At 69.8% G+C, this 24,071-nt stretch carries 19 protein-coding genes; 1 reads left to right on the top strand and 18 read right to left on the bottom strand.

All coding sequences use genetic code 11. From position 1 onward, the window contains the following. Nucleotides 1-22: 22 nt before the first annotated feature. From NPA30_RS00735 to purD, 6 genes are all read right to left on the bottom strand, one after another. Nucleotides 23-1,603: a permease gene (locus NPA30_RS00735; protein WP_256800410.1), complete on the bottom strand. Its 1,581-nt coding sequence runs from the start codon at nucleotides 1,601-1,603 to the stop codon at nucleotides 23-25. Next, nucleotides 1,600-2,346 carry an ABC transporter ATP-binding protein gene (locus NPA30_RS00730; protein ID WP_256800409.1) on the bottom strand — a complete coding sequence of 249 codons (747 nt, stop codon included), beginning with the start codon at nucleotides 2,344-2,346 and terminating at the stop codon, nucleotides 1,600-1,602. The genes NPA30_RS00735 and NPA30_RS00730 overlap by 4 nt, the downstream gene beginning before the upstream one ends. Nucleotides 2,347-2,465: 119 nt before the next feature. Further along, nucleotides 2,466-4,559, bottom strand: coding sequence for a 3-hydroxyacyl-CoA dehydrogenase NAD-binding domain-containing protein (locus tag NPA30_RS00725; protein ID WP_256800408.1), 2,094 nt, complete (start codon nucleotides 4,557-4,559; stop codon nucleotides 2,466-2,468). Between the two features lie 31 nt (nucleotides 4,560-4,590). Next, nucleotides 4,591-5,874 carry an acetyl-CoA C-acetyltransferase gene (locus tag NPA30_RS00720; RefSeq protein WP_256800407.1) on the bottom strand — a complete coding sequence of 428 codons (1,284 nt, stop codon included), beginning with the start codon at nucleotides 5,872-5,874 and terminating at the stop codon, nucleotides 4,591-4,593. Beyond that, complete coding sequence (locus tag NPA30_RS00715; RefSeq protein WP_256800406.1) at nucleotides 5,871-8,144, bottom strand: acyl-CoA dehydrogenase; 2,274 nt, start codon at nucleotides 8,142-8,144, stop codon at nucleotides 5,871-5,873. The genes NPA30_RS00720 and NPA30_RS00715 overlap by 4 nt, the downstream gene beginning before the upstream one ends. A gap of 103 nt (nucleotides 8,145-8,247) precedes the next feature. Then, on the bottom strand, nucleotides 8,248-9,510 hold the full coding sequence (purD, locus tag NPA30_RS00710) for a phosphoribosylamine--glycine ligase (protein ID WP_256801518.1): 1,263 nt from the start codon (nucleotides 9,508-9,510) through the stop codon (nucleotides 8,248-8,250). Nucleotides 9,511-9,660: 150 nt separating this feature from the next. Here purD and ubiA point away from each other — a divergent pair, with 150 nt between their 5' ends. Beyond that, on the top strand, nucleotides 9,661-10,662 hold the full coding sequence (ubiA, locus tag NPA30_RS00705; protein WP_256800405.1) for a 4-hydroxybenzoate octaprenyltransferase: 1,002 nt from the start codon (nucleotides 9,661-9,663) through the stop codon (nucleotides 10,660-10,662). Nucleotides 10,663-10,702: 40 nt separating this feature from the next. Here ubiA and NPA30_RS00700 read toward each other — a convergent pair whose 3' ends face one another. The 12 genes from NPA30_RS00700 to NPA30_RS00645 all read right to left on the bottom strand — a co-directional run bounded on the left by NPA30_RS00700 (nucleotide 10,703) and on the right by NPA30_RS00645 (nucleotide 24,011). Then, complete coding sequence (locus tag NPA30_RS00700) at nucleotides 10,703-11,281, bottom strand: DUF6101 family protein (RefSeq protein ID WP_256800404.1); 579 nt, start codon at nucleotides 11,279-11,281, stop codon at nucleotides 10,703-10,705. A 171-nt stretch (nucleotides 11,282-11,452) separates the two neighbouring features. After that, entirely contained in the window at nucleotides 11,453-12,871 is a 1,419-nt protein-coding gene (locus NPA30_RS00695; RefSeq protein WP_372338719.1) for an FAD-binding oxidoreductase, read from the bottom strand. 21 nt (nucleotides 12,872-12,892) lie between these two features. Next, the gene (locus NPA30_RS00690; RefSeq protein ID WP_256800402.1) at nucleotides 12,893-13,861 is read right to left on the bottom strand and encodes an L-threonylcarbamoyladenylate synthase; all 969 of its coding nucleotides are present in this window, start codon (nucleotides 13,859-13,861) and stop codon (nucleotides 12,893-12,895) included. A 107-nt stretch (nucleotides 13,862-13,968) separates the two neighbouring features. Continuing rightward, the gene (locus NPA30_RS00685) at nucleotides 13,969-14,139 is read right to left on the bottom strand and encodes a hypothetical protein (protein ID WP_256800401.1); all 171 of its coding nucleotides are present in this window, start codon (nucleotides 14,137-14,139) and stop codon (nucleotides 13,969-13,971) included. A gap of 207 nt (nucleotides 14,140-14,346) precedes the next feature. Further along, nucleotides 14,347-15,939: a glycoside hydrolase family 25 protein gene (locus NPA30_RS00680; protein WP_256800400.1), complete on the bottom strand. Its 1,593-nt coding sequence runs from the start codon at nucleotides 15,937-15,939 to the stop codon at nucleotides 14,347-14,349. Nucleotides 15,940-16,198: 259 nt separating this feature from the next. Further along, on the bottom strand, nucleotides 16,199-18,364 hold the full coding sequence (glyS, locus tag NPA30_RS00675) for a glycine--tRNA ligase subunit beta (protein WP_256800399.1): 2,166 nt from the start codon (nucleotides 18,362-18,364) through the stop codon (nucleotides 16,199-16,201). 195 nt (nucleotides 18,365-18,559) lie between these two features. Then, complete coding sequence (gene ypfJ, locus NPA30_RS00670; RefSeq protein ID WP_256800398.1) at nucleotides 18,560-19,441, bottom strand: KPN_02809 family neutral zinc metallopeptidase; 882 nt, start codon at nucleotides 19,439-19,441, stop codon at nucleotides 18,560-18,562. Nucleotides 19,442-19,557: 116 nt separating this feature from the next. Beyond that, nucleotides 19,558-19,785 (bottom strand): hypothetical protein, encoded by a 228-nt coding sequence (locus NPA30_RS00665; RefSeq protein WP_256800397.1) that lies wholly within the window; start codon nucleotides 19,783-19,785, stop codon nucleotides 19,558-19,560. Nucleotides 19,786-19,846: 61 nt separating this feature from the next. Beyond that, on the bottom strand, nucleotides 19,847-20,440 hold the full coding sequence (locus NPA30_RS00660) for a DUF1236 domain-containing protein (RefSeq protein ID WP_256800396.1): 594 nt from the start codon (nucleotides 20,438-20,440) through the stop codon (nucleotides 19,847-19,849). Between the two features lie 81 nt (nucleotides 20,441-20,521). Beyond that, nucleotides 20,522-22,240: a M14 family metallopeptidase gene (locus NPA30_RS00655; protein WP_256800395.1), complete on the bottom strand. Its 1,719-nt coding sequence runs from the start codon at nucleotides 22,238-22,240 to the stop codon at nucleotides 20,522-20,524. Further along, nucleotides 22,237-23,091, bottom strand: coding sequence for an ABC transporter permease (locus NPA30_RS00650; protein WP_256800394.1), 855 nt, complete (start codon nucleotides 23,089-23,091; stop codon nucleotides 22,237-22,239). Before NPA30_RS00650 ends, NPA30_RS00655 begins: the two co-directional genes overlap by 4 nt. Beyond that, nucleotides 23,088-24,011 (bottom strand): ABC transporter permease, encoded by a 924-nt coding sequence (locus NPA30_RS00645; protein WP_256800393.1) that lies wholly within the window; start codon nucleotides 24,009-24,011, stop codon nucleotides 23,088-23,090. Before NPA30_RS00645 ends, NPA30_RS00650 begins: the two co-directional genes overlap by 4 nt. Nucleotides 24,012-24,071 lie beyond the last annotated feature (60 nt).

Below are 24,071 nucleotides of genomic sequence, written 5' to 3'. Positions count from 1 at the left end.
GCGGCTGCCGGCCCCTCAGCCTTCAGCGGCGGCGCCAGCCGAAGAGCGCGAGAACCGCGAGCAGAACCAGCACGACGCCTGCCGGAAACGCCGCGAGCGGACTGCCGGCGACGGTGAGGCTCGCCGCGCCGGCCCAGCCGATGGACATGATCGTCTCGCACAGCGTGGCGAGCCGTGACGCATGCTGGCGCCGGCGGAAGGCGCTGCGGCTTGCCGGCCGGCGGTGGACGGTCTGGACGAAGCAGTTGCTGGCGACGCCGAGCGCCACGAACAGGATCGCCACGAGCGCCGCCCGGCCATCATCGAGCGCGAGGAGCAGGATCAGGGGTGCAGCGACGGCACCCACCGCCACGAGCACCGCCTCGACCTTGGCGTGCAGCGCGCCGCCGCGGCCGACCGGCGCCGTGCTGACGAGATCCGGCGCATCCTCGGCCGACAGGGCGAGCCAGGCGAGCCCGCCGGCCAGCTGCGAGGTCGCCATCACCAGCACCGGGACGAGCAGCGGACCGGCTCCCGCCGCGTTGCCGAAGCTTTGCCACAGCAGCAGCGCCGGCGGCAGGAGGTAGAGGATCTGGGTCAGGCTTTGGGACAGGAGCCAAGGATCGCGCAGAATGAGGCGCAGCTCCTTGGCGCGCAGCGCCGATCGCGGCGAGGCCGGCAGCCGCAATGCGACCCGGCTCGGCCGCCGCCGGCGCTGCCCCGTCTCCATGCCGACGGCGGCCGTCGCCATCTCGGCGAAGCCGGGTGCGGTGGCGAGCACCGCCGCCCCGAGCAGGCCGGCGCTGACCGCGAGGAGGCCGGCAAGCACGCCCCAGTCGCCGTGCACGGCCCGCGACGGCACCCAGACCAGGCTGCCCGGTCCAGGCAGGCCCGACAGCACCCAGGGGTCCGACAGGTGGCCGGCGACAGACAGGCTGCCGAAGTGCAGGATGAAGGGGACCTGCGCGCCGACCACCGTCACCGCGCCGATGACCGCCGCAGCGACCTGCGCCAGCAGCCGCGTGCGCCTGGCGCCGAAGCCGCGGAACAGGAGGTAGGTCACCGTCACCGCCAGCGCCGAGGCGGCGAAGGCGAGCGACAGGAGCACGCCGAAGGCGCTCGCCCACGGCCAGCCGCGCTGGAAAACGAGGACATCGGCGATCGGCAGCACCAGAAAGCCGCCGAGCCAGAGCGTGGTGACGCTGGTCGCGGCCATGCGCGCCGCGAACAGGCGGCGCGGCGGCACCGGCGAGGCGAGGATCAGGTCGAGGTCGCCCCGCACGAAGATCGCCCGCGCCACCGACTCCACCGCCTGCGCCGCCAGCATGAAGAACAGGGAGACGAGGAAGAAGGTGATGAGGACGGCGGCGAAGTGCCGCTCGGCCGGCGTCCCGACGGTCGGATCCGGCAGCGCGCCGGCAACCCACAGGCCGACGAGATGCATGGCGGCGACGAGCGGCAGGAGGGCGAGCGCCATGCGCCAGCCGCGCCCGGCCCGCACGCGGTCGCGGATCGCGAGCCTCAGGTCGTGGCCAAAGAACCAGAGGACGCCGCCCGGCGCCGGCGCCCGGCCCTGAAGCGGCCGCGGCCGCGACGGCAGCCGGCCGGCGAGCATGTCGGTCACGCCGCGTCCGCCTGCCGGGCGAGAAGGTCGAGGAAGAGGTCCTCCAGATGCCCGTCGCTGCGACCGGCGGCGGCGCGCAACTCCTCGAGCGTGCCCTCGGCGATCAGCCGGCCGCGAGCGATGAGGCCGATGCGATCGGCCATCCGCTCGGCCACCTCGAGGATATGCGTGGTCATCACGATGGCCGTGCCGGCTCGCGCCCGCGCGATCAGGACGTCCTTGACGAGGCGTGCCGCGCCCGCGTCGAGGCCGGTCAGCGGCTCGTCGAGGATCAGGAGCTTCGGGTCGTGGATCAGCGCGCCGGCGAGCGCCACCTTCTGGCGCATGCCTTTCGAGAAGCCCTCGCAGCGCTCCTGCGCATGCGGGCGCAGCTGCAGCCAGTCGAGGAGTTCGACCGCGCGCGCCTGCGCGAGCTCCGGCGGCACCGACCACAAGCCGGCGACGAACTCCAGATACTCGACCGGCGTCAGCTTGTCGTAGATCAGCGGCTCGTCAGGCACCCAGGCGGTGATCCGCTTGGCCGCGATCGGCTCGCGCAGGACGTCGACGCCGAAGACGCCGATCGACCCGGCATCCGGGCGCATCAGCCCGGCGACCATCCGGAGCGTCGTCGTCTTGCCCGCGCCGTTCGGTCCGAGGAGGGCGTAGAAGCAGCCGGGCTCTACCTTGAGATCGAGGCCATCCACCGCGGGACGGCCAAAGCGCTTGGCGAGACCGCGGATATCGAGGGCGAGAGGCGTCACGGCGGCTCCGGCGTCAGAGGATCGGCCGAAGCATAAGGCCAATACCCTTACCGTTTGCTCGCCTCCGTCCGGACAATTCACCCGAGCGGCTCTAGTGGCGCTGCGGCACCCCGGCTGCGTCAGCCGAGCGACTGCCAGCCCGGGTCCGGCCGGAAGCGCTCGCCATGCACCGCCTGCAGCGCCTCGAGCCGTCGGACGATCTCGCCGATGCCGCGGGTGCGCGCATAGGCGATCGGCCCGCCGCGGAACGGCGCGAAGCCGGTGCCGAAGATCATCGCGCCATCGGCGATGTCCTCGCTCGCCACGACCCCCTCGCGCAGGCAGGCGACGACGGCGTTCAGCATCGGCAGGATCAGCCGGTCGAGAAGATCGGGGTCGTCCTTCGATTCGTCCGGCAGCGCGTCGACCCGCATCTTGCGCGGCTTCCCGTCGCTGTCCCATTCGTAGAGGCCTGAGCCGGTCTTCCGGCCGAGGCGCTTGTCCGCCACCATCCGACGCAGCCGGTCCGGCACCTCCGGGAATACCGGACCGAGGCGTTCGCGCAGCGAGGTCGAGACTTCGAGCGCGATGTCGAGGCCGACCTGATCGGCGAGCTCGACCGGCCCCATCGGCATGCCGAAACGCTCGGCGCGATCGTCGATACGCTCCTTCGGGATGCCCTCCTCCAGGAGGATCATCGCTTCGGCGAGATACGGCGTCAGCGCCCGGTTGACGAGGAAGCCCGGTGCCGAGGCGACGGGCGCCGGCAGCTTGCCGAGTTCGGTCGCGAAGGCCGTGGCGCGTCGCTCGGTCTCGGGATCGATGCGGTCGTGGCCCACCACCTCGATCAGCTGCATGCGCGAGACCGGATTGAAGAAGTGCAGCCCGACCAGGCGCGACGGATCCGCGAGCCCCTCGGCGAGATCCGGCAGCGGAATCGCGGAGGTGTTGGTGGCGAGCAGCGCGCCGGGCTTCAGCTTCGGCTCGACTTTGGCATAGATCTGCCGCTTCAACTCGATGCGCTCGGGCGCCGCCTCGATGACGATGTCGGCATGGCGCACGCCGAGCCCACCGGGATCCGGCACCAGCCGGTCCAGCGCGTCGCGCACCAGAAGCGGGTCCTTCAGCGTCGCCGCCAGCATCTTGCCGGCGCTGCGGATCGCCTTGCCGATCGGTGCGAGGGCGATGTCCTCAAGCGTGACGTCGAAGCCCTGCTTGGCCGCCCAGGCGGCGATCTCGCCGCCCATCGCGCCGGCGCCGATGACGTGGACGTGCCGGACACCGGACCGGCCCTTGCGCAGGCCCTTCATCGCCTCACGCAGGAAGAACACCCGCACGAGGTTGCGCGAGGTGTCGGTGGCGATCAGGTCGACGAAGCTGTCGATTTCCCCCGCCTGCATCGCCTTGGCGTTGCCACCGTGCGCCTCCCACAGGTCGATCAGCCTGTAGGGCGCGGGATAATGCTCGCGCGGCGCCTTCTCGGCGACGCTCTTGCGCATCCGGGCCGCCGCGAGCGTGCGCGCCGGGCGGAACTGCAGCGCTCGCGACTGGAAACTGCCGGACGTCGTTCTCAGCTCGCCGTGAACGGCGGCGAGCACCGCGTCGTGGACGTGGCGCTCCTCGGTAACCGCGTCGACAAGGCCGATGCGCTTGGCCTGGCGCGCCTGGAGCGTCTTGCCGTTCAGCATCAGCGTCATCGCCTCGATCGGGTCGGCGACGCCCGTCGCGCGAAAGGTTCCGCCGAGGCCCGGATGGAAGCCGAGCATCACCTCGGGAAAGCCGAGGCCCGCGCCCTGGATCGCGATCCGGTGGCGGCAGGCGAGCGCGAGTTCCAGCCCGCCGCCGAGACAGTGCCCGTGGATGACCGCGACGCAGCGCGGCAGCGCGGCGAGCCGGTCGAACACGCGGTGACCGTCGCGCAGCATCGCCAGGATCTCGTCGTGCGGCAGCGCGACGAACTGGTTGATGTCGGCTCCCGCGGCAAAGCCCGAGGGCTTGGCCGAGCGCAGAACGACGCCGGCCGGCTTCTCCGCCTCGATCCGGTCGAGGAGCGCGTCGAGCTCCTCCAGCACCGCCCGGTCGATGACGTTGACCGACTTGTCGGGCCGGTCGAGCACCAGCCAGAACAGGCCCTCCCCGTCACGCGCCGCGCGCCAGTTGCCCTCGCGCTCGACGTGGCGCGTCGGCCCGAGCTCTAGCGTGCGGTCGGCCAGCGCGTCCAGCATGCGTCCCATCACTTCGCCCCGCCGTGTTCGAGAAGGTCCGTCATGCCGCCTCCAGCAGCATCGCGCCGCCCTGGCCGCCGCCGATGCACTCGGTGGCGATGCCGCGCCGCTTGCCACGCCGTCGCAGCGCATTCGCCAGATGCAGCGTGATGCGGTTGCCGCTGGTGCCGACCGGATGACCGAGCGCGATGGCCCCGCCGTCGACGTTCAACCGGTCCTGGGCAATGGTGCCGAGCGCGCCGTCGAAGCCGAGCACCTTCCGGCAGACGGTCTCGTCCTCCAGCGCCCGCAGGCAGGCGAGCACCTGCGCCGCGAAGGCCTCGTTGAGCTCCCACAGGTCGATGTCGTCGAGCGACAGCCCCCCGCGCTTCAGAAGCGGCGCGGCCGAGACGACCGGTCCAAGGCCCATGATCGACGGATCGAGCGCGCCCCACTCCGAATCGAGGATGCGCGCGATCGGCTTCAGCCCGTATTTCGCCACGGCCTCCTCCGAGGCGAGGATCGTCCAGGACGCGCCGTCGGTGATCTGCGAGGAATTGCCGGCGGTCACCTTGCCCCAGGGCCGCTCGAAGGCCGGCCGCAGCTTGGCGAGCGCCTTGGCGTCGGAGTCGGGCCGGACGCCATCGTCCCGGTCGAAGGCACCGCCGTCGCGCGAGACGGCCGGCACCACCTCGTCGGCAAAGGTCCCGTCGGCCTGCGCCCGCGCCACCCGGCGGTGGCTTTCGGCGGCATAGGCGTCCGCGTCCCGCCGCTCGATGTGGAAGAGATGGGCGAGCACCTCGGCTGTCTGGCCCATGTTGAGCTCGGTGATCGGGTCGGTCAGGCCGCGCTCGAGACCGATCACCGGCTTCAGGAAATCCGGGCGCAGGCCGGACAGCGCCTTCAGCCGGTCGCCGGCGGTCTTGGCGCCGTTGAGCCGGGCGAACCAGTCCACCGCGCCGCGGCGCAGCACCAGCGGCGAATGGCTCAGCGCCTCGGTGCCCCCCGCGAGCACGATCTCGGCGGTGCCGCGCTCGATGTAGCGGAACGCCGTGTCGATCGACTGCATGCCCGAGCCGCAGTTGATCTGCGTGGTGAAGGCCGGGATCTCCTCCGACAGCCCAAGCCTCAGGCTCGCGACGCGCGCCGGATTCATCTCGTCGGCGATGACGCTGACGCAGCCGAGGATGACGAGGTCGATCGCGTCCTTCGGGAAGTCCTGGCGCAGGAGCAGCGGTCGGCCGCACTGGACCGCGAGATCGACGGGGGTGAACGGGCCCGGCTTGCCGCGCGCCTTGAGGAACGGCGTGCGGGCGCCGTCGACGATGTAGACGGCGCGGGTCATTCGGCGGCCTCCGCCTCGGCGTCTCTCGGATCCGGATCTTCGGCGAAGGCGGCGGCGCGCTCGCGTCCGGCGAAGGCCTCCGGTGGAAAGGCATCGACCGCCACGACCGTGTCGACCGCCGCCTTGGCGGCGGCCAGACGCTCGCGCTCCCCGGTGGTGATCAGGCCGGCGGCGAGCGCCGCCTCGGGATCACGCAGCTTCGCCTCGCGCATCCGCCTGGCGATCGGCTCCACGGCGGTGACGCGCTCGAGCGCGATCTCCAGATCCTTCAGCGCATAGTCCGTCTTGCCTTCGCCGAGATAGATGTCGGCGGTGAGCCGGTCGCGCTGCGACGAAGGCGCCATCAGGATCGAGGCCACCTCGCGGGTCAACTCGTCCGACGGCGCCGGCACGGGCACTCCGAAAGGGAAGGCGACGGTCCGCGTCAGGACCGCGGCCCAGCGAGCCGGCAGGTTGTCGAGGACGCCGATGAAGGCAAGGCCCATGCGGTTGTAGCCCTTCTGCAGGATGAACTCGACGAGCGGGCGGTCGACCTCCGGCCGCCCTTCGCTTTCGAAGCGCTTCAATGTGGCGGCGAGGAGGTAGAGCTCGGACAGGATGTCGCCGAGCCGAGCCGACAGCATCTCGCGCCGCTTGAGCGCGCCGCCCAGCGTCAGCAGCGCCAGATCGGCGAGCAGCGCGAAGGCGGCGCTGTAGCGCGACAGCTGCCGCCAGTGCCGCACGAAGCTGACGCCCTCCGGCGCCGGGCCGACGAGGCCGCCGGTCCAGCCCCGCAGCCAGGTCCGGGCGAGGTTCTTCGCCGAATGCGCCACATGCCCCCAGAAGGCCTCGTCGAAGGCCGTCAGCCCGCGCTTCCGGTCCTCGTCGGCGAGGGCGCGCATCTCCTCGAGCATGAACGGATGTGCGCGGATCGCACCCTGCCCGAAGATCATCAGGCTGCGCGTCAGGATGTTGGCGCCCTCGACCGTGATGCCGATCGGCACCGAGCGATATTGCAGCCCGACGGCGTTCTTCGGCCCGTCGATGATCGCCTTGCCGCCGTGGATGTCCATCGTGCGCTCGATCGACTCGCGCATCCGGTAGGTCGCGTGTGCCTTCATGATCGCCGACAGGACCGCCGGCCGATGGCCGGCATCGAGTGCCGCCAGCGTCAGCCGACGCGCCGCGTCGATCTGATAGACGTTGCCCGCGATGTCGGCGAGCGGCTGCTGGATGCCCTCGAAGAGGCCGATCGGCACGCCGAATTGTGTGCGAATACGGGCATAGGCGCCGGTGGCCCGGGCGCAGAGCGCGGCCGAGGCGGCCGACTGCGACGGCAGGGAGATCGCCCGACCCGCCGCGAGTGCCGTGACGAGCATCGTCCAGCCCTTGCCGATCTGCGCCTCGCCCCCGAGCACCCAATCGAGCGGGATGAAGACATCCTCGCCGCTGATCGGCCCGTTCTGGAAGAAGGTCATCTGCGGAATGTGCCGCGCGCCCTGCACCACGCCCGGCGTCTTCGTCGGGATCAGCGCGACGGTGATGCCGAGATCGACGCCGCGGCCGAGGTGGTTCTCGGGGTCACGCAGCTTGAAGGCGAGGCCGAGCACGGTCGCGACCGGCGCCAGCGTGATGTAGCGCTTGGCAAAGCTCAGGCGGATGCCGAGCACCTCGCGGCCCTCGTGCTCGCCGAGGCAGACGGTGCCGGTGTCGGTCATGGCCGCGGCATCCGAGCCGGCCTCGGCCGAGGTCAGGCCGAAGCAGGGGATCTCGCGCCCGTCGGCGAGACGCGGCAGCCAGAAGTCCTTCTGTGCCTCGGTGCCCCAGTGCAGCATCAGTTCGCCCGGGCCGAGCGAGTTCGGCACCATCACCGTGACGGCGGCGACGACGCTCGAGGACGAAATCTTGCGCACCACCTCCGAATGAGCGGTGTTGGAGAAGCCGAGACCGCCGTAGCGCTTCGGGATCACCATGCCGAAGAAGCGCTTCGCGCGCAGGAAGGCCCAGACCTCGGGCGGCAGGTCGCGGTCTTCCCAGACCACACGCCACTCGTCCACCATGGCACAGAGCTCGGTGACCGGGCCGTCGAGGAAGGCCTGTTCCTCGGGCGTCAGGCGCACCGGCGGCATGTCGACCAGCGCCTGCCAGTCCGGCGTGCCGGTGAAGATGCCGCCGTCGATCCAGACGGTGCCGGCGTCGATGGCGTCGCGCTCGGTCGCCGAAACCGCCGGCAGCGCGGACTTCGCCCAGCGATAGATCGGCTTCGTCAGCTTTTCTTTGCGGAAAGACACTGCCGACCTCGTCCCCGGCTCCGGTGCGCGGAACTTAGGAAAGCGGCGCCGATTTGCCAAACGCAAAAGCGCGCGGTGCTTTGCGCGCGACTAAGGTCGTGGATCAGTCCTGCTCGCGCATGATGGCGCGATGGCCGATGTCCGAGCGCCAGAACCCGTCGGCCCAGTCGACCTTCTCGACGAGACGATAGGCGCGCTGCGCAGCGTCCTTCACCGTGCGCCCGGTCGCGGTGACGTTGAGGACGCGCCCGCCGTGGGCGGTCAGCGCCTCGCCCTCCCGCCGCGTGCCGGCCTGAAAGATCATGGCGCCCGGCTCGACCTGCGGCAGGGCGATCAAAGTGCCGGTCGCGTAGGCGCCGGGATAGCCCTTCGCCGCCATCACCACCGTCAGCGCCGCGTCGTCGGTCCATTCGGGCGCGACGGCCGACACGTCGCCCTTCGCGGCGGCCAGGAGCATCGGCAGGAGATCGCTCTTCAGCCGCGGCATCAGCACCTGGCACTCCGGGTCGCCGAAGCGGACATTGTACTCGATCAACTGCGGCCCGGTCTCGGTGAGCATGATCCCGGCATAGAGGATGCCCTTGAACGGCGTCCCGGCGGCGCGCATCGCGTCCATCGTCGGGCGGACGATCTCGCGCATCACCCGCTCGGTCATGCGCGCGTCGAGGATGTGGGCCGGCGAATAGGCGCCCATGCCGCCGGTGTTGGGGCCGCGGTCGCGGTCGAAGGCGCGCTTGTGGTCCTGCGCGGTGCCGAGAAGCAGCGCACGCTCGCCGTCGCACAGGCAGAAGACGCTGGCCTCTTCGCCCTCCAAGCACGCCTCGACGACGATCTCGACGCCCTCGCCCGCGCCTTCGAAGCAGGCGTCGATCGCCTGCAGGGCCTCCTGCGCCGTCTGCGCGACGGTGACGCCCTTGCCGGCCGCCAGTCCGTCGGCCTTGACGACGATCGGAGCGCCCTCGCGCTCGATCAGCGCGCGCGCCGACGCCGCGTCGGTGAAGCGGTGGTAGCGGGCGGTCGGGATGCCGTTCGCCCGGCACAGGTCCTTGGTGAAGGCCTTCGAGCCTTCCAGCCGCGCAGCCGCCGCCGAAGGGCCGAACACCGGCACAGCCTCGGCTTCCAGCCGGTCGGCGAGGCCGGCGACCAGCGGCACCTCAGGCCCGACGACGACGAGCCCGATGGCTCTGTCCTTGCAGAAGCGGACGACGGCCTGCTGGTCGGCCGGATCGAGCCCGACGAGTTCGGCGTGTTCGGCAATGCCCGGATTGCCGGGCGCGGCATAGAGGCGGCCGAGGTCCGGCGACTGCGCAAGCTTCCACGCGAGTGCGTGCTCGCGGCCGCCCGCACCGATGAGAAGAACGTCGATCGCCACGCCGAAGAGATCCTAACCTTTTTTTGACCGAGGTCGCTCGGACACGCGCGGATACGGGCAGCCAGCCCGCATGGTCAAGTGCAGCGGCGTGACAGCGCCCGGAAATTCACTTGACCACTGTGGCAAACTCGGCACTGTCGCGGCATGGCGAATCTGCATGACGGGCTCTTGGCCGACTCGGGGCGCGTCGCCGATGCGCCCTCGCACAACTGGGTCTACCGTGCCCTGCCGCGACGCTTGTGGCCCTATGCGCAGCTGGCACGGTGGGACCGACCGATCGGCTGGCAGCTCCTGATGTGGCCGTGCTGGTGGTCGGCCGCGCTCGCGCCCCAGGCGCTGGCGCCGACCGCGCTCCTCACCGGCCTGCCGAGCCTCTGGCACCTCTTCCTGTTTCTCCTCGGCGCGATCGCCATGCGCGGCGCCGGCTGCACCTACAACGACCTCGTAGACGAGGACTACGACGCGAGGGTGGCGCGAACCCGCTCGCGCCCCCTGCCCTCCGGCCGGGTGACCCGCCGGCAGGCGAAGGTCTTCCTCATGCTGCAGGCGCTGGTCGGCCTTACCGTGCTCGTCCAGTTCAACCTGTTCGCGATCCTGCTCGGCACCGCCTCGCTCGCGGTCGTCGCCATCTACCCGTTCCTGAAGCGGGTGACGGATTGGCCGCAACTCGGACTTGGCCTCGCCTTTTCCTGGGGTGCCCTGATGGGCTGGGCCGGCTACTGGGGCTCGCTCGCCACGGCGCCGCTCCTGCTCTATGCGGGCAGCATCCTGTGGACGATCGGCTACGACACGATCTACGCCCATCAGGACAAGGAGGACGACGCGCTCGTCGGCGTGCGCTCGACCGCGCGGCTGTTCGGGCGGCACACCCGGGCTGCGCTGGCGGTCCTCTATCTCGGGGCAATCGCGCTGTTCACCCTCGCCTACCTCGCGACGGGCAGCGACGGGGTCGGCCCCTCCTGGCCGGCCTATCTCGGCCTGGCGCTCGGCGCGGTCCAGATGGTCTGGCAGCTGCGCGTGCTCGACATCGACGATGCCGACCAGTGCCTCAGGCTGTTCAAGTCGAACAGCCTGTTCGGCTGGATCCTGTTCTTCGGCCTGATCTTCTCGGCGCTGTGGCAGCTCTCGGTGCCGGTCGCGCCCTGAGGGTCCGGCCGGCCGCGGCCGACCGCACACCCGCCCAAGATCAGTTCCGGGCGATGATCTCCTCGCCGCTGATCTTCATGTGGATGCCGAGGCCCGGCTTGCGGCGCGCCAGGAAGCGCGGGCGGCGGTTCTTGTGGCCGGCGTGACGACGTGGCGCGGGCTCGCCCTTGCGCAGCTGGCCGATGGTGTCTTCCAGCGAGGTGACGGTGCCGTCCGCCTCGACCATCAGCATCGGCAGGCCGAAGAGATCGGCCCACTCGCGCCAATCGGCAGCGACGTCGAAGAGGTCGGTGGCGACGAGCAGCGGCACGGACAGCTGCGCATCGTCGTGGTAGAGTTCCAGGGTGACGGTGACCTCGCCGGCCTCGTCTTCCATCGCCCGGGCCGCGACGCCGCGGAAGGCGCGGGGCGACAGCGCGATCGAGATCGGCACGCCGCTGCGCTCGAGCTTGCGGCGGATCACGGCGCCGCGGTGGTCGACGCGGTAGCTCACGGTCTCGTCGCCCTCGACGGCCTCGAACACCTGCTTGCGGTGGCTGGCGGACGGGTCGAGCCGGACCGGCAGGTTTGCCCACAGGGGCCGGACCGCCGCCGGAAGGGTGCTGGGTGCAGTGTTCATGTGACGCCTCATGCCTCTCCTGAGAGCCGCTTAGCGGTCTTCTCGTGGCCGATGTGTCCCGGCCTTGTTGATGAGAAGCTACGGGCGCACGCCTTGCAGGCGCGCTAAGAAGTTCGGTTAAGTGAAGGTCACCATTTTTACGGTTACCGAGACCAATATCTGATAAACTTTTCAGACAACTTTGCCCGGATTCAGAATACAGTAAGGGTCGAGCACCTGCTTGATCCCGCGCATCATTTCCATCTCGACGCGATCCTTGGTGCGGGCGAGTTCGTCGCGCTTCAACTGGCCGATCCCGTGCTCGGCCGAGAAGGTGCCATCCAGGTCGGCGACGATGCCGTGGACGATCGCGTTGACCTCGCTCCAGCGGTCCAGGAAGGCGGCCTTGTCGGCCCCGACGGGCTGCGAAATGTTGTAATGGATGTTGCCGTCGCCGAGATGGCCGAAGGCGACGATCCGCGCACCCGGCACAGCCTTCAGCACCGCCGCGTCCGCCGCCCTCAGGAACTCCGGCACGCGCGCCACCGGCACGGCGACGTCGTGCTTGATCGAGCCTCCCTCCGGCTTCTGCGCCCAGCTCATGTCCTCGCGCATCCGCCAGAAGCGCTTGGCGTCGGCGAGCGACTGCGCGACCACGGCATCCTCGACGCCGCCCGCCTCGAACGCCTCGGAAAGGATCGTCTCCAGCATCTCGCGCGCGTCCTCGGCGGAGCGGCCGGACGAGATTTCGATCATCACGTACCAGGCGTGCGGCTGGGTCATCAGATCGCGCGCGCCCTCGGTGTGGCGCAGGGTGAACTCCATGGCCGTGCGGCCCATGAGTTCAAAGGCTGTCAGCTGGGTGCCGGCCCTCGCTTGCGCCGCCTTCAGAAGATCGAGCGCAGCCTCGGGATCGGCAAGACCGACGAAGGCGACCTCGCGGCCCGCCGGCTTGGGGAAGAGACGCAGCACCGCGGCGGTGATGATGCCGAGCGTGCCTTCGGAGCCGACGAACAGGTCGCGCAGGTCGTAGCCGCGATTGTCCTTCCTGAGCCGGCCGAGACCGTGGAACACCTCGCCGGACGCCAGCACCGCCTCGATGCCGAGACACAAGGCACGGGCGTTGCCATAGGCAAGGACGCCGATGCCGCCGGCGTTCGAAGCGAGGTTGCCGCCGATCTGGCAGGACCCCTCCGAGCCGAGCGACAGCGGGAACAGGCAATCGGCCTCGTCCGCCGCGGCCTGGACCGTGGCCAGCACCGCGCCGGCCTCGACCATCATCGTGCGGCCGAGCGGGTCGACGTCGAGGATCCGGTTCATGCGGGCGAGCGAGACGACGATCTCCGCGTCCGACCGCGGCTGCTGGCCGCCGACGAGGCCCGTGTTGCCGCCCTGTGGCACGACAGGCGTTCGCGTCTCGCTCGCAAGACGCAGGATGGCGGAGACCTCTTCACGCGAGCCCGGACGCAGCACCAGCCGCGTCCGGCCGCGGAAGAGGTCGCGCGGCTCGCTGAGGAACGGCGCCTTCAGCGCCTCGTCGGTCAGCGCGTTCGCCGGCCCGACGATCGCCGCAAAGCGCTGCAGAAGCGCATCCGACAGAGCTTCGGCCATGAAAGGTCCTCCCTCGCCTCTTCAGTCGCGCGGCGCAGCGGCGCGGCGCAGGCGATCGTTGATCGCCTCGCCAAGTCCCTGGCGCGGGATCGGCGCGACCGCGATCCGTTCGATGTCCCCTCGGTCTGCTTCGTTCAGCACCGCGAACAGGTTCGCCGCGGCTTCCCGAAGATCGCCTGCCGGGCTGAGATCGACGATCTCCGCAGCATCCTCGACGCCTTCGGGCCGATAGCGCCCGAAGGTGATCAGCAGTTCGCCCGGCTCGACATGTCCCGCCTCGAGCCGCACCCGTCCTTGCGGCGCATAGTGGGATCTCATCTGGCCCGGTGACTGGAGCGCCGCACCGGGCTCGGGGCGCAGCACGGGAAGGCCCGAAGCCTGCGCCAGGTCATCCGCCGAGATGGCGCCCGGTCGCAGCAGGCGCACGGCGGCCGGCTCCAGCGCGATCACCGTGGACTCCAGTCCGAAGGCGGTCGGCCCGCCATCGAGGATCAGGTCGATCCGGCCGCCGAGGCTTCGCGACACGTGCTCGGCCGTGGTGGGGCTGACCCGGCCCGACCGGTTGGCGCTCGGCGCCGCGAGCGGGCGCCCGAGCCGGGCGACCAGATCGCGCGCGACGCCTTGCGGCATCCGCACGGCGAGCGTCGGCAGACCGCCGGAGACGAGCGGGTGGACGCGCGCATCCGGGCGCGCCGGTGCAACGATCGTCAGCGGGCCCGGCCAGAACCGCTCAGCCAGCGCAAGCGCGGCCGCGTCGAGTGTAACAAGCGCCTGCGCATCCTCGGTCGCCGCGACATGGCTGATCAGCGGATTGAAGCGCGGCCGGCCCTTCGCCTCGAAGATGCGCGCCACCGCCTCTCCGTTCGCCGCATCGGCGGCGAGGCCGTAGACCGTTTCGGTGGGTACGGCCACAAGCCCGCCCGCCGCGAGGCATGCAGCCGCTTCGGCAAGACTTTGTGGATCCGAAGCGGGAAGGGTGCGGGTGTTCATCGCCAATCCATAGGGCGTGACCGCGCATAGAAAAAGGGCAGCGGCCCGAGGGGGGATGGCCGCTGCCCTTAATTCGTCCGGAGGGGGCCGGACGGGGGTTCCAAAGACTACTGGGCGGGCGCGGGGGTCGCCGGACCAGTCAACCGGCCTGGGGATGCCGTTTCAGCAGTCCCGGCACCGGCAGGAAGGTCGTTCGGATCTCCGGAACTGCGCACCACGAAAAACCAGATCGCGGCGATGGCCACCACAATGAGGATGACCGCAAGAACCAGCTTCACCGTACCTCCCTCACGACATCACGTCGTTCAGTCCAGACATGAACCGTCAGGCGAGGCGCTGGTTCCCTCGCCTGATAAAAAAGTTTTCGCAGCGACTGGGGTAGTCCAGCGCCGCTCCTGCCAGCGCCGATCGGACAGCGGAGCTCCAGACAGCAGAAAGCCCGGCACGGGCCGGGCTTTTGCAGACTTCGCGCCTTAAGGCAGACGTCAGCGAGTCGTGTCGAAGGCGCGCGAGACACGCCGCTCCGCGAAGGAAAGTTCGGCCAGCACCGGGCCGGCCGGCATCGCGACGCGCGGGCCGCGTCCGGACAGGTCCGACGCGCCGTCGAAGCTCGCCGGCACCAGCCGCTGTTGCGCGTCCTTCGACTGCGCGGCGAGGAGCAGCTTCAGGACCTTCGACTTCTGCACGGGGCTCAGCTTCCGGGCGACCAGCGCATTGCCCTGGAGGTCGGCGCGCTTGTCCTCGGCAGCGGCGGCGGGAGGCGTTGCAGGCTTGTGCGCGTCCTCGACCACGCGGCGCACCTGGCTCATCTCATCCTTGAGGTCGCCCAGTGCGGGCAGCATCGCGTTCACTTCGGCGTTGCTCGCGGCGCGCGCGGCCGGCGCCGGCACCGGCGCCGCGGCACGGGGCGTGGTCGCCTTCGCCGCAGGCGCGCCTTCGGCCTTCCAGTCCCCGGCCTGCCGTTCGCGCATCGCCGTCTCGGTGATCAGCTTCAGCGGATCGACCGTCGCATGGCGGGTCGCCGGCCCGTAGGCGGCGAGCATGCCCTCGCCCACGCCGGGTGCCGGTGCGGTCTTCGCCGGCTCGGCCGCGGCGGTGAGAAGGCGCTGGCCCTCCTCGCCCTTGACCAGATCCCCGACCTCGGTGGCGATGCTGGCGACCTTGCGCATCGTCGACTGCGCCGTATCGTCGAGCGCGGCCATCAGCATCGAGCCCGCATCGTCGTCCTGCGGCGGCAGCAGGCCGTCAAAGGGCCAGGCCTTCTGCAGACCGGCAACGTCGAAGGAGGAGACATTGACGTCGATGTCGGCCTTGGCACCCTTCACCCGGTACGGGCACTGCTTCTCGGAGCAGTTGTGCATCGAGGAGAACTGCCACAGCGCGTAGCTCGGCCAGTTGTCCTCCGGAAACAGCCCCGTGATGTCCTCGCGGTAGCGCGCGTACCAGAGCGGCAGGCGCGACAGCAGCGGATACTCGTCCTTGTGCTCGGCGACCCACTTGGCGGTGGAGCCGTTGGTGTAGAGGACCGGATAGCGGCCGATGCGGATCTTCACCTGCTGGGCGAAGATCTCGGCGTCCTTGAGCGACATCCACTCATCGGTGTTGTCCTCGATGTCGAGGGCGATGAGGTCGTCGGCTTCCGGCTCGGCGAAATCGACGAAGTGATCGGCCTGCTCGCGCGGATTGCCAGGGCGGCCGAGATGGTAGGCGCCCCACTTCAAGCCGAGCGTCTTCGCCATCGCCCGGCGGGTCATGTAGAGTTCCTTGGTGACCGAATACTTCCACCAGCGGTTCTTGCAGAGCAGCGCCTCGTCGCCGCTTTTGCCGCTGCAGTTCCACTCGGGGGGCAGGCCGTCGGACGCCTTGTTGATGAAGCCGGCGATGCGCTTGTCAGAGGTGAGTTCCTTCCAGTCGATCGGATTGAACTCGTAGGCATCGATGACCAGGGCCCGGTCATCCTTCTCCCAAGGCTTGTTGTAACCCGTCGCCGAAGCCGTGGCATGGCTGACGACGGTGATGGCAACGATGGCGCAGGCAAGCTTCATGGCTGCCGCAAAAGCGGCGCGCATCTTCGGCATTCGCTGTGTCCCCTCGAAGTCGCTCTAACGTTCAATTCAGCGGGTCGGGTGTCCAGTCCGTCCCAAGCGGCTGTGGCTCTTCTGCCGCACGTTTGGGGCAGGTTCCAGGCAGCCGCATCACGAATTATTTCAAAGAGGCGATTTCTTAGGAGTTTTTGCGCATGTCCCGCGCCTGCCGGGACATTTCCGGCGGGTGCGCAAGCCTGAGGTCAGCTCCGGCGCCCGAAACCGGCCGGGCGGTAGAAAAACGTGGCGTGGTTCAGCCGGTGATTCGTGCGAAATCGGCAACACGCAACGTCAGCGCGCGGATCCGCTGCAACAGCGCCAGGCGGTTGGCCCGCACCGCCTCGTCCTCGGCGTTGACGAGGATCCGCTCGAAGAAGGCGTCCACCGGCAGGCGCAGTTGCGCGAGCGCTGCCATGGCGTGAGCATAGGTCTCGGTCGCCAGGGCCTCGTCGAGTTCGAGCTCGGCCCGGTCGATGGCGCCGGCGAGGGCCTTCTCCTCGGGTTCGACGAGGAGCGCGAGATCGACCTGCGGCGCGACATGCGTGCCCTTCTTCTCCTCGGCGGCGAGGATGTTGGCGGCGCGGCGATAGCCGGCGAGGAGGTTGGCCCCGTCTTCCGTCGCCAGGAAGGCGCCCAGCGCCTCGATCCGGCGAGTGATGTCGAGAAGATCATCGCCGTCCGAGGGGGCGAGCACCGCGTCCACCAGGTCGTGCCGGGCGCCGGCGTCGCGCAGCTGCACCTTCAGTCGATCGTGGAAAAAGGCGACGAGATCGCCCGCCGGCACCAGCGCACCGAGCCCGAGCCGCAGCCCGTTGTCGACGAGAATGCGGATCACGCCGAGCGCGGCGCGGCGCAGCGCATACGGATCCTTGGAGCCCGTCGGCTTCTCGTCGATCGCCCAGAAGCCGACCAGCGTGTCGAGCTTGTCGGCGAGCGCCACGCAAAGCGCGACCGGGTCGGTCGGCACCGTGTCGGTCGGGCCGAGCGGCTTGTAGTGCTCGGCGATCGCGGTCTGCACCGAGGGATGCTCGCCCTGCAGCGCCGCATAGTAGCGACCCATGACGCCCTGCAGCTCGGGGAACTCGCCGACCGCCTCGGTGGTGAGGTCGGCCTTGGCGAGAAGCGCCGCGCGTCGCACCAGCACCTGCAGCTCCGCCTTCGACACCGGTGCGCCGTCGAGGGTCGTGCCCTTCGGCCAGAGGCTCGCGGCCAGCGTGTCGGCGAGCGCGGCGATGCGCTCGACCCGCTGGCCCTGCGTGCCGAGCTTGGCGTGGAAGGTGACGCCGAGCGCGTCGAGCTTGGCCATGCGCTGGTCGAGCGGCCTGGCGAGGTCGAGACCAAGCCGGTCCGCCGCGGCCCGCAGGCCATCGAGATCGGGCAGGTCGCCCTGGTCGGTCTGCCAGAAGTAGAGCGCGTCGGAGAGCCGGGCGCGCACCACCTTGCCGTTGCCGCGTGCAATCTCGGCCCCGCCATCGACCGCATCGATGTTCGCGACGAGGATGAAGATATCGGACAGCTTGCCGCCTGCACTGCCCTGAGGCCGGGTGACGAAGCACTTCTGGTTGGTCCGGATGGTCAGCTGCACGACCTCCGGCGGGATCGCCAGGAAGTCCGACTCGAACGTGCCGGCCAGCGCGACCGGCCACTCGACGAGGCCTGAGACCTCCTCCAGCAGCCCCTCGTCCGGCACCACCTCGAGCCCGCGCGCGAAGGCGAGGTTCTCGGCGTCATGCCGGATGATCTCCTTGCGCCGATCGGCGTCGAGCACGACCCGCGCCCGCTCGAGCGCCGTGACGTAGTCGTCGAAGCGCCGCACCCGGATCGGCTCCGGCGCATGGAAGCGGTGGCCGTAGGTGAGGTTGCCGGAGCGGATGCCCTCCACCTCGAACTCGACGACCACCGGCTCGGACGTCTCCGGACCGAAGGTGCAGAGGATCGACTGCAACGGACGCACCCAGCGCAGCGACCCCGGCTCGCGCGACGCCTTGCCCCAGCGCATCGACTTCGGCCAGGGGAAGTCCCGGATGATCTCGGGCATCAGCGCCGCGACGATGTCCTCCGCCGGCCGGCCGGGCGTTTCGATGACCGCAACGTAGAAGTCGCCCTTCTTCGGATCGGAACGGACCTCGGCCTCGGCGACCGAGGTCAGGCCGGCACCGCGCAGGAAGCCTTCGACGGCCTTCGCCGGCGCGTCCGTCCGCGGACCCTTGCGCTCTTCGCGCAGGTCCTTGGACCGGGCGTCGACGCCGCGGATGTCGAGCGTCAGGCGGCGCGGCGTCCAATACTCGCGTGCTGCCTCGTACGTGAGGCCTGCGGCGACGAGCCCACCGGTAACGAGCGCCTTCAGATCGCCTGCCGCCTTGCGCTGCATGCGCGCGGGGATCTCTTCGGAGCGGAGTTCGAGAAGCAGGTCGGGCATGGCGTCAGTCTGATGTGGCCGGGTCGGCCGCTTGCACCATGACACCACCACGAATGCAAGCCGATGCCGATCCCCGGACGAGCGGGCGATCTCGCTCTGTCACCGCGCCCAACGCACAACAGCGCTGGGCGAACCTCCCTCACCTGCAAGCCCGGCGCGCCTTCCTCGCGCGTCGGGCCTCCGGCGAAGCCGCTGTCAGATCCCGCCCTTGAAGGTATCGCAGGCGTTCATGTCGCCGCTCAGGTAGCCCGTGCGGAACCACTTCACGCGCTGCGCCGAGGTGCCGTGGGTGAAGCTGTCGGGCACGACGACGCCCTGGCTGCGCTTCTGCAGCGTGTCGTCGCCGATCTGGTTGGCCGCGTTCAGCGCCTCCTCGATGTCGCCGTCCTCCAGATAGCCGGCATTGGCGTCGTCATGAGCGAAGATGCCGGCATAGCAGTCGGCCTGCAGCTCGATGCGGACGGAGGTCGCGTTGGCGCCCGCCTGGTCGGCGCCGCCCTGCTTGCGCTGCAGGGTACCGAGCACGTTCTGGACGTGGTGCCCCACTTCGTGCGCGACGACATAGGCCTGGGCGAAGTCGCCCGGCGAGTTCAGCTGGCCCTGCAGCTGCCGGAAGAAGCCGAGGTCGATGTAGAGCTTCTGGTCGTTCGGGCAGTAGAACGGACCCATCGCCGACTGCGCGGTGCCGCAGGCCGAGCGCACCTGGTTGTCGAAGAGGACGAGCGTCGGCAGGGGATAGTCCCGCCCCATCGACTGGAAGCGCTTCGTCCAGACGTCCTCGGTGTCGGCAAGAACGGTCGCGACGAAGTCGTCGGTCTCGTCCTGCGTGCCCTGCACGCCTGGCCCGCTGTTCTGGCTGGTCTGGTAGCTGCCGCCGCCATCCTCCATGCCGAGAAGGGCGAGCGGGTTGATGCCGAAGCCGAGCCAGAGGATCAGGGCGAAGATGATCAGGCCGATCCCGCCGAACCCGCCGCCGCGGATCGGAATTCCCATCCCGCCTCCACCGAGGCCGCCGCCGAAGCCGCCGCCGCGGCGATCTTCGATGTTGCTCGACTGTCTGCGTCCGCGCCACTGCATGATCAGGCCCTCGAATGGTCGGCGGCTAAACGCGGCAGGATCGATTTCGTGCCACCGCACGAAAAAGGCGCCCGAACCGTGGTTCGCGCGCCTTCCCTGCCCCTTATGGCTCCGGCTTACTTGCCGGGCGCCTGGACGTTCACGTCGGGCAACTTGACGTTGATGTCGCCGCTGCCGCCGCCGAACAGTCCGCCGCCGAAGAGGTAGATCGCACCGATCACCACCACGACGAGGAGGATGCCTGCGAGGAGGAAGCCCGAGCCGCCTGCGGCCGCAGGCGCCGAGCGGTCATTGTTGACGATCACCGTCCGCTCACGCGGCTCGTTCGGATCCACTGCACTCATACTGATGAACTCCTTCGTGGAAGGGCGGGTCGCCGCTCCAGGCCACCCGCCGTCATCCTGTTCAGCGAACGACGTAGACGACCTGACGCGTGCGGGGGTCGACCAGCATCGGCTGGCCGTTCACGTAGACGTAGTCGTAGTCGTAGTCGGGGATCGGACGCAGCGGCACGGCCTCGGGCAACTGGGCGCCCACCACGGCCTCGCCTTCGAGATAGACCGGATCGACCGGGTTCGACTCGATGTACTGGATGCGCTGCTGCGGCGGTGGCGCGATGCGCTCGACCTGCGGGCCGGCAACGAAGCGGCCGACGGTCGGCCGGCGCTCGTAGGTCTGCTCATAGGTGACGACCGGCACGTCGCGGCGCTGGGTCACGATTACGGTCTGGCCGCCGACGTCCTCCGACAGGTAGTCGCTGTAGGCCCAGCCGGTGACTCCGTTGTAGTCCACCTGGCACCAGGATCCGGTGTCGTTGCAGCCGTTCAACATGGCGGCATCGCCGCCCGGGATGACGGTCACGACCTCGAACTGCGGGTCCGGACCGGCGCGCACGTTGAGGTCGGTGGTGGCGGAAACCGCGGTCTGCGCCAGCGCCGGGGCTGCGGCAAAGGCGCAAAGCGCCGCCGCGCCGGCGAGCAGCGTGGTACGAATGGTCATTGGATCGAACTCCTGCTTGTCCCTTGCCCGGCGTAATGGCGGGACTGCGCAGTTGTTCCAGAACGGGCCGTCGCCGCCGGCTCAGCCGATGCCGGTTTTCAGCTCCTGCCAGATCGCCACGGCGCCGAGCACGGCCTGCATCTGCGCCGTCTGCTGCAGGACGAAGTCGTCGCCATAGACCGTCTCGTCCGGTGCCTCGGTGATCAGGCTGACCGGTGTCCCGTAGTTGGTGGTTTCGTTGATGAAGAACGGAATGCCGTTCATCACCTCGAAGGTGATGCCTGCCGTGTGGGCGCGAACGGCGTCGAGCTGGCGGGCGTTGTGGGCGACCAGTGCCGAATTCTCCGCCAACCGCTCGGTCAGGCGCTCGACGAGGGTTCGGGCGGTCGCTTCCCAGCCCGGCTGATGGCTGCCGATCAGGAAGAAGCCCTTCGGGATGGTCCACATCTCGAAGCCCTGCGGCAGGTAGCCGGACAGCGGCCGCGTCCACTCGTGGGCCGGATAGCCGTGCAGGTTGACGTGCAGTTCGGCGCCGCTGAGGGCGAGGCCCTCCAGCCGGGCGCGGCGCTCGTCGTCGGGCTCCTCCAGCCGATGCGACATGTCGTTGCCGCAGGCGGTGTAGCGTGCGGCATGATGCATGTGCCGCGGATTGTGACGGATCAGGCGCTGGTGCAGCTCGTAGCCGTCGATGTTCTCCACCGGGACGAGAGCGAAATGCGCCGCCGGGTCGGCGGCCAGCACCTGCGCCGCCCTCAGCGCGCCGACGACGCCGCTCGTCTCGTTGGCGTGCTGGGCGGCCGTGATCAGCACGGGCGCCCCGGATCCCTCCTTGTAGTAGCCCTGCGAGACGCGGCCCTGCCGCGACGCGGCGGTGAAGCGCCGTCCGCCCGGCAGCGCGTCGAGCTCGGCGCGCACCTGCGCGATCGTCAGTGGGCGGTCCGCGCTCGCGAGCGTCACAGCAGGGCCCTCGGTCTCGGCTCCCGCCTCCGCGGCATGGATGCCCGTCGCGATCTCGAGCCGGGCCGGTCCGTCGCTGCCGCGGATGTCGGGGATGATCTGGCCCGGCCGGGCCGCGAGCCGGCCGCTCGCAGCGCCGGTCGAAGCGTCGCGCACCTCGCGCGCGGCAAAGTAGAGGTCCTCGTGCAGCGCCTCGCGCAGGCTCAGCACCTCGTCGCCCCAACCGAGCGGCTCGTCGGCGGCGGCGATGTCCGCCCGCAGCGTCAGGCGCTCGAAGGGATCGGCCGAGCGGACGGCCCCGACCGCAGTCGCAAAGACGTCCTCGTAGTCCGTCGCGATCGCCGCGCCGGCCTCGCCTGCGACGCGCAGCCAGCCGCAGGAGGACAGGACGTCCTCCCCGAGCGTGCCGGGGTGCAGGCGATTGGGTGCGAAGACGCGCCGCTCCTCCGTCCGACCATCGGCGAAGCGGAGCTCGACCTCGTAGTCGAGCCCCTCCGCGCCCGGCTCCATCACGATCTCCGCGTCGGCGAAGAGCAGCTTGAGCGGGTAGGCTTCGAGCAGGAAGCGCTCGGGGTGGGCGTTCGGATGCCGCGGGTAGCGGATGCGCGCGCCGACAAGCGCGTCCGCATCCACCTCCTCGCGGAAGGCGCACAGCAGCGGCTTGTAGGCACTGCGGATCCGCACGGTGATGCCGCGGGCCGCCAGCGCCGCCTCGCCGGCCCGGCGCGCCCCGGCATCCTCGAAGAGCCACGCTTCGAAGCTCGCACCGGGCGCCGCAGCCGGCAGGAGATCGGCAAGGCCGTCGAGGGTGCGCTGGAAGGTCTCAGTCAGGAGCGTCGTCATCTTGAACTCGTCGGATCGAGGCGGTCGCGCAGCCAGTCGCCGAGAAGGTTCAGGCCGAGCACGGTGAACATGATGGCGAGCCCGGGAAAGACGGTGACCCACCAGGCGGTCTGCACGTAGGTGCGCCCGTCGGCGAGCATGCCGCCCCAGCTCGGCACCGTCGGATCCACCCCGAGGCCGACGAAGGTCAGGCTGCTCTCGAGGAGGATGTTGTTGGCGACGTTGAGCGTCATCAAGACGATGATCGGGCCGGCCGCATTGGGCAGCACGTGCTTCCAGATGATCACCGGCGCGGCGACGCCGATCGCCCGGGCGGCCTGCACGAACTCGCGGTCACGCAGGGTGAGCGTGATGCCGCGCACGAGACGCGCATACTGCACCCACTGCGCCACGATCATCAGGGTGATCAGGATCGGCAGCCCCGGGCCGAGAATGGCGATGAAGGTGATCGCCATCAGCATGAAGGGCAGCGCCAGCTGGATGTCGGCGATCCGCATCAGGATCGTGTCGGCGATGCCGCGATAGTAGCCGGCGACGAGTCCGGCCAGCGTCCCGACGCTGACGGCACCGAGCACCGAGACCACGCCGACGACGAGCGAGATGCGGCCGCCCGTGGCGATGCGCGCAAAGACGTCGTGCCCGAGCGGATCGGTGCCGAGCCAGTGCGCGAGATCGGTGAAGGGCGGCAGCAGGCGGGCCCGCAGGTCCATCTTGTTGACGTTCGGAAACAGCGTCGGCGCGACGAGCGCGAGAGCGACCATCGCCGTCGTCAGGATGCCGCCGGCGATCAGTTCGAAGTTGCGGATGCCGGCGCTCCGGCGCCGGCCGCGGACGGGAAGAGCAAGGCTCATCGCAGGCGCACCCTCGGGTCGACGAGGCCGTAGGCGATGTCGACGGCAAGGTTGACGAGGACGATCAGCGTGGCGAGCACCAGCACCACGCCCTGGATCACGGGGTAGTCGCGGGCCGAGATCGCGTCGAAGGCAAGGCTCCCCATGCCCGGCCAGTTGAACACCTTCTCGACGATGACGACGCCGCCGATGAGGTCGCCGAACTGCAGGCCGACATAGGTGAGGATCGGGATCAGGCAGTTGCGCAGGGCGTGCTTGTAGAGCACCAGCCGCTCGGCGAGGCCCTTGCTGCGCGCGACGAGGATGTACTGCGTCGACAGCGTCTCGAGCATCGCGCCGCGCACGAGGCGCACGTTGATCGCGCACAGGATGAGCCCCAGCGTCGCCGCCGGCATCACCAGGCTGGACGCGCCGAAGAAGCCGCTCGTCGGAAGCCAGTGAAGGGTGATGGCGAAGATCAGCACGAACATCATGGCCAGCCAGAAGTTCGGAAAGGACAGGCCGACCAGCGACAGCAGCCGCACGGTCTGGTCCGACCAGGAGCCGCGGTGGACGGCGGCATGGATGCCGAGCGGAATGGAGATGAGAAGCGACAGGCCGAGCGAGAGGAAGGCGAGCAGCAGCGTCGCCGGCAGCGCCTGCGCGATGAGGGCATTGACCGAGGTCTTGCCGAAGAAGGTCAGGCCGAGGTCGCCGTGCAGCACGCCGCCGAGAAAGTCGAGATACTGGGCGACGAACGGTCGGTCGACGCCGAGGGCCGCGCGGATCCGGTCGATGTCGGCCTGGGTGATGTTGCCCGAGCCGGTCAGCAGCATGGCCGTCGGGTCGCCCGACAGCCGCACCGAATAGGCGACCAGCACGGTGACCGCCAGGATGACGAAGACGGCAAGGCCGATTCGCCTGAGGAGAAAACCGGTCATCGAAGCGTCCGGAAGAGGGCGGGGACGGCGCGCCCATCGACCGGCGCGCCGCGTCTCTGG

Origin of the sequence: Mangrovibrevibacter kandeliae, assembly GCF_024519155.1 — a bacterium.
In the GTDB taxonomy this organism is placed as follows: Bacteria; Pseudomonadota; Alphaproteobacteria; order Rhizobiales; family Rhizobiaceae; genus Mangrovibrevibacter; species Mangrovibrevibacter kandeliae.
This window is presented reverse-complemented; position numbering and strand designations above follow the sequence as displayed.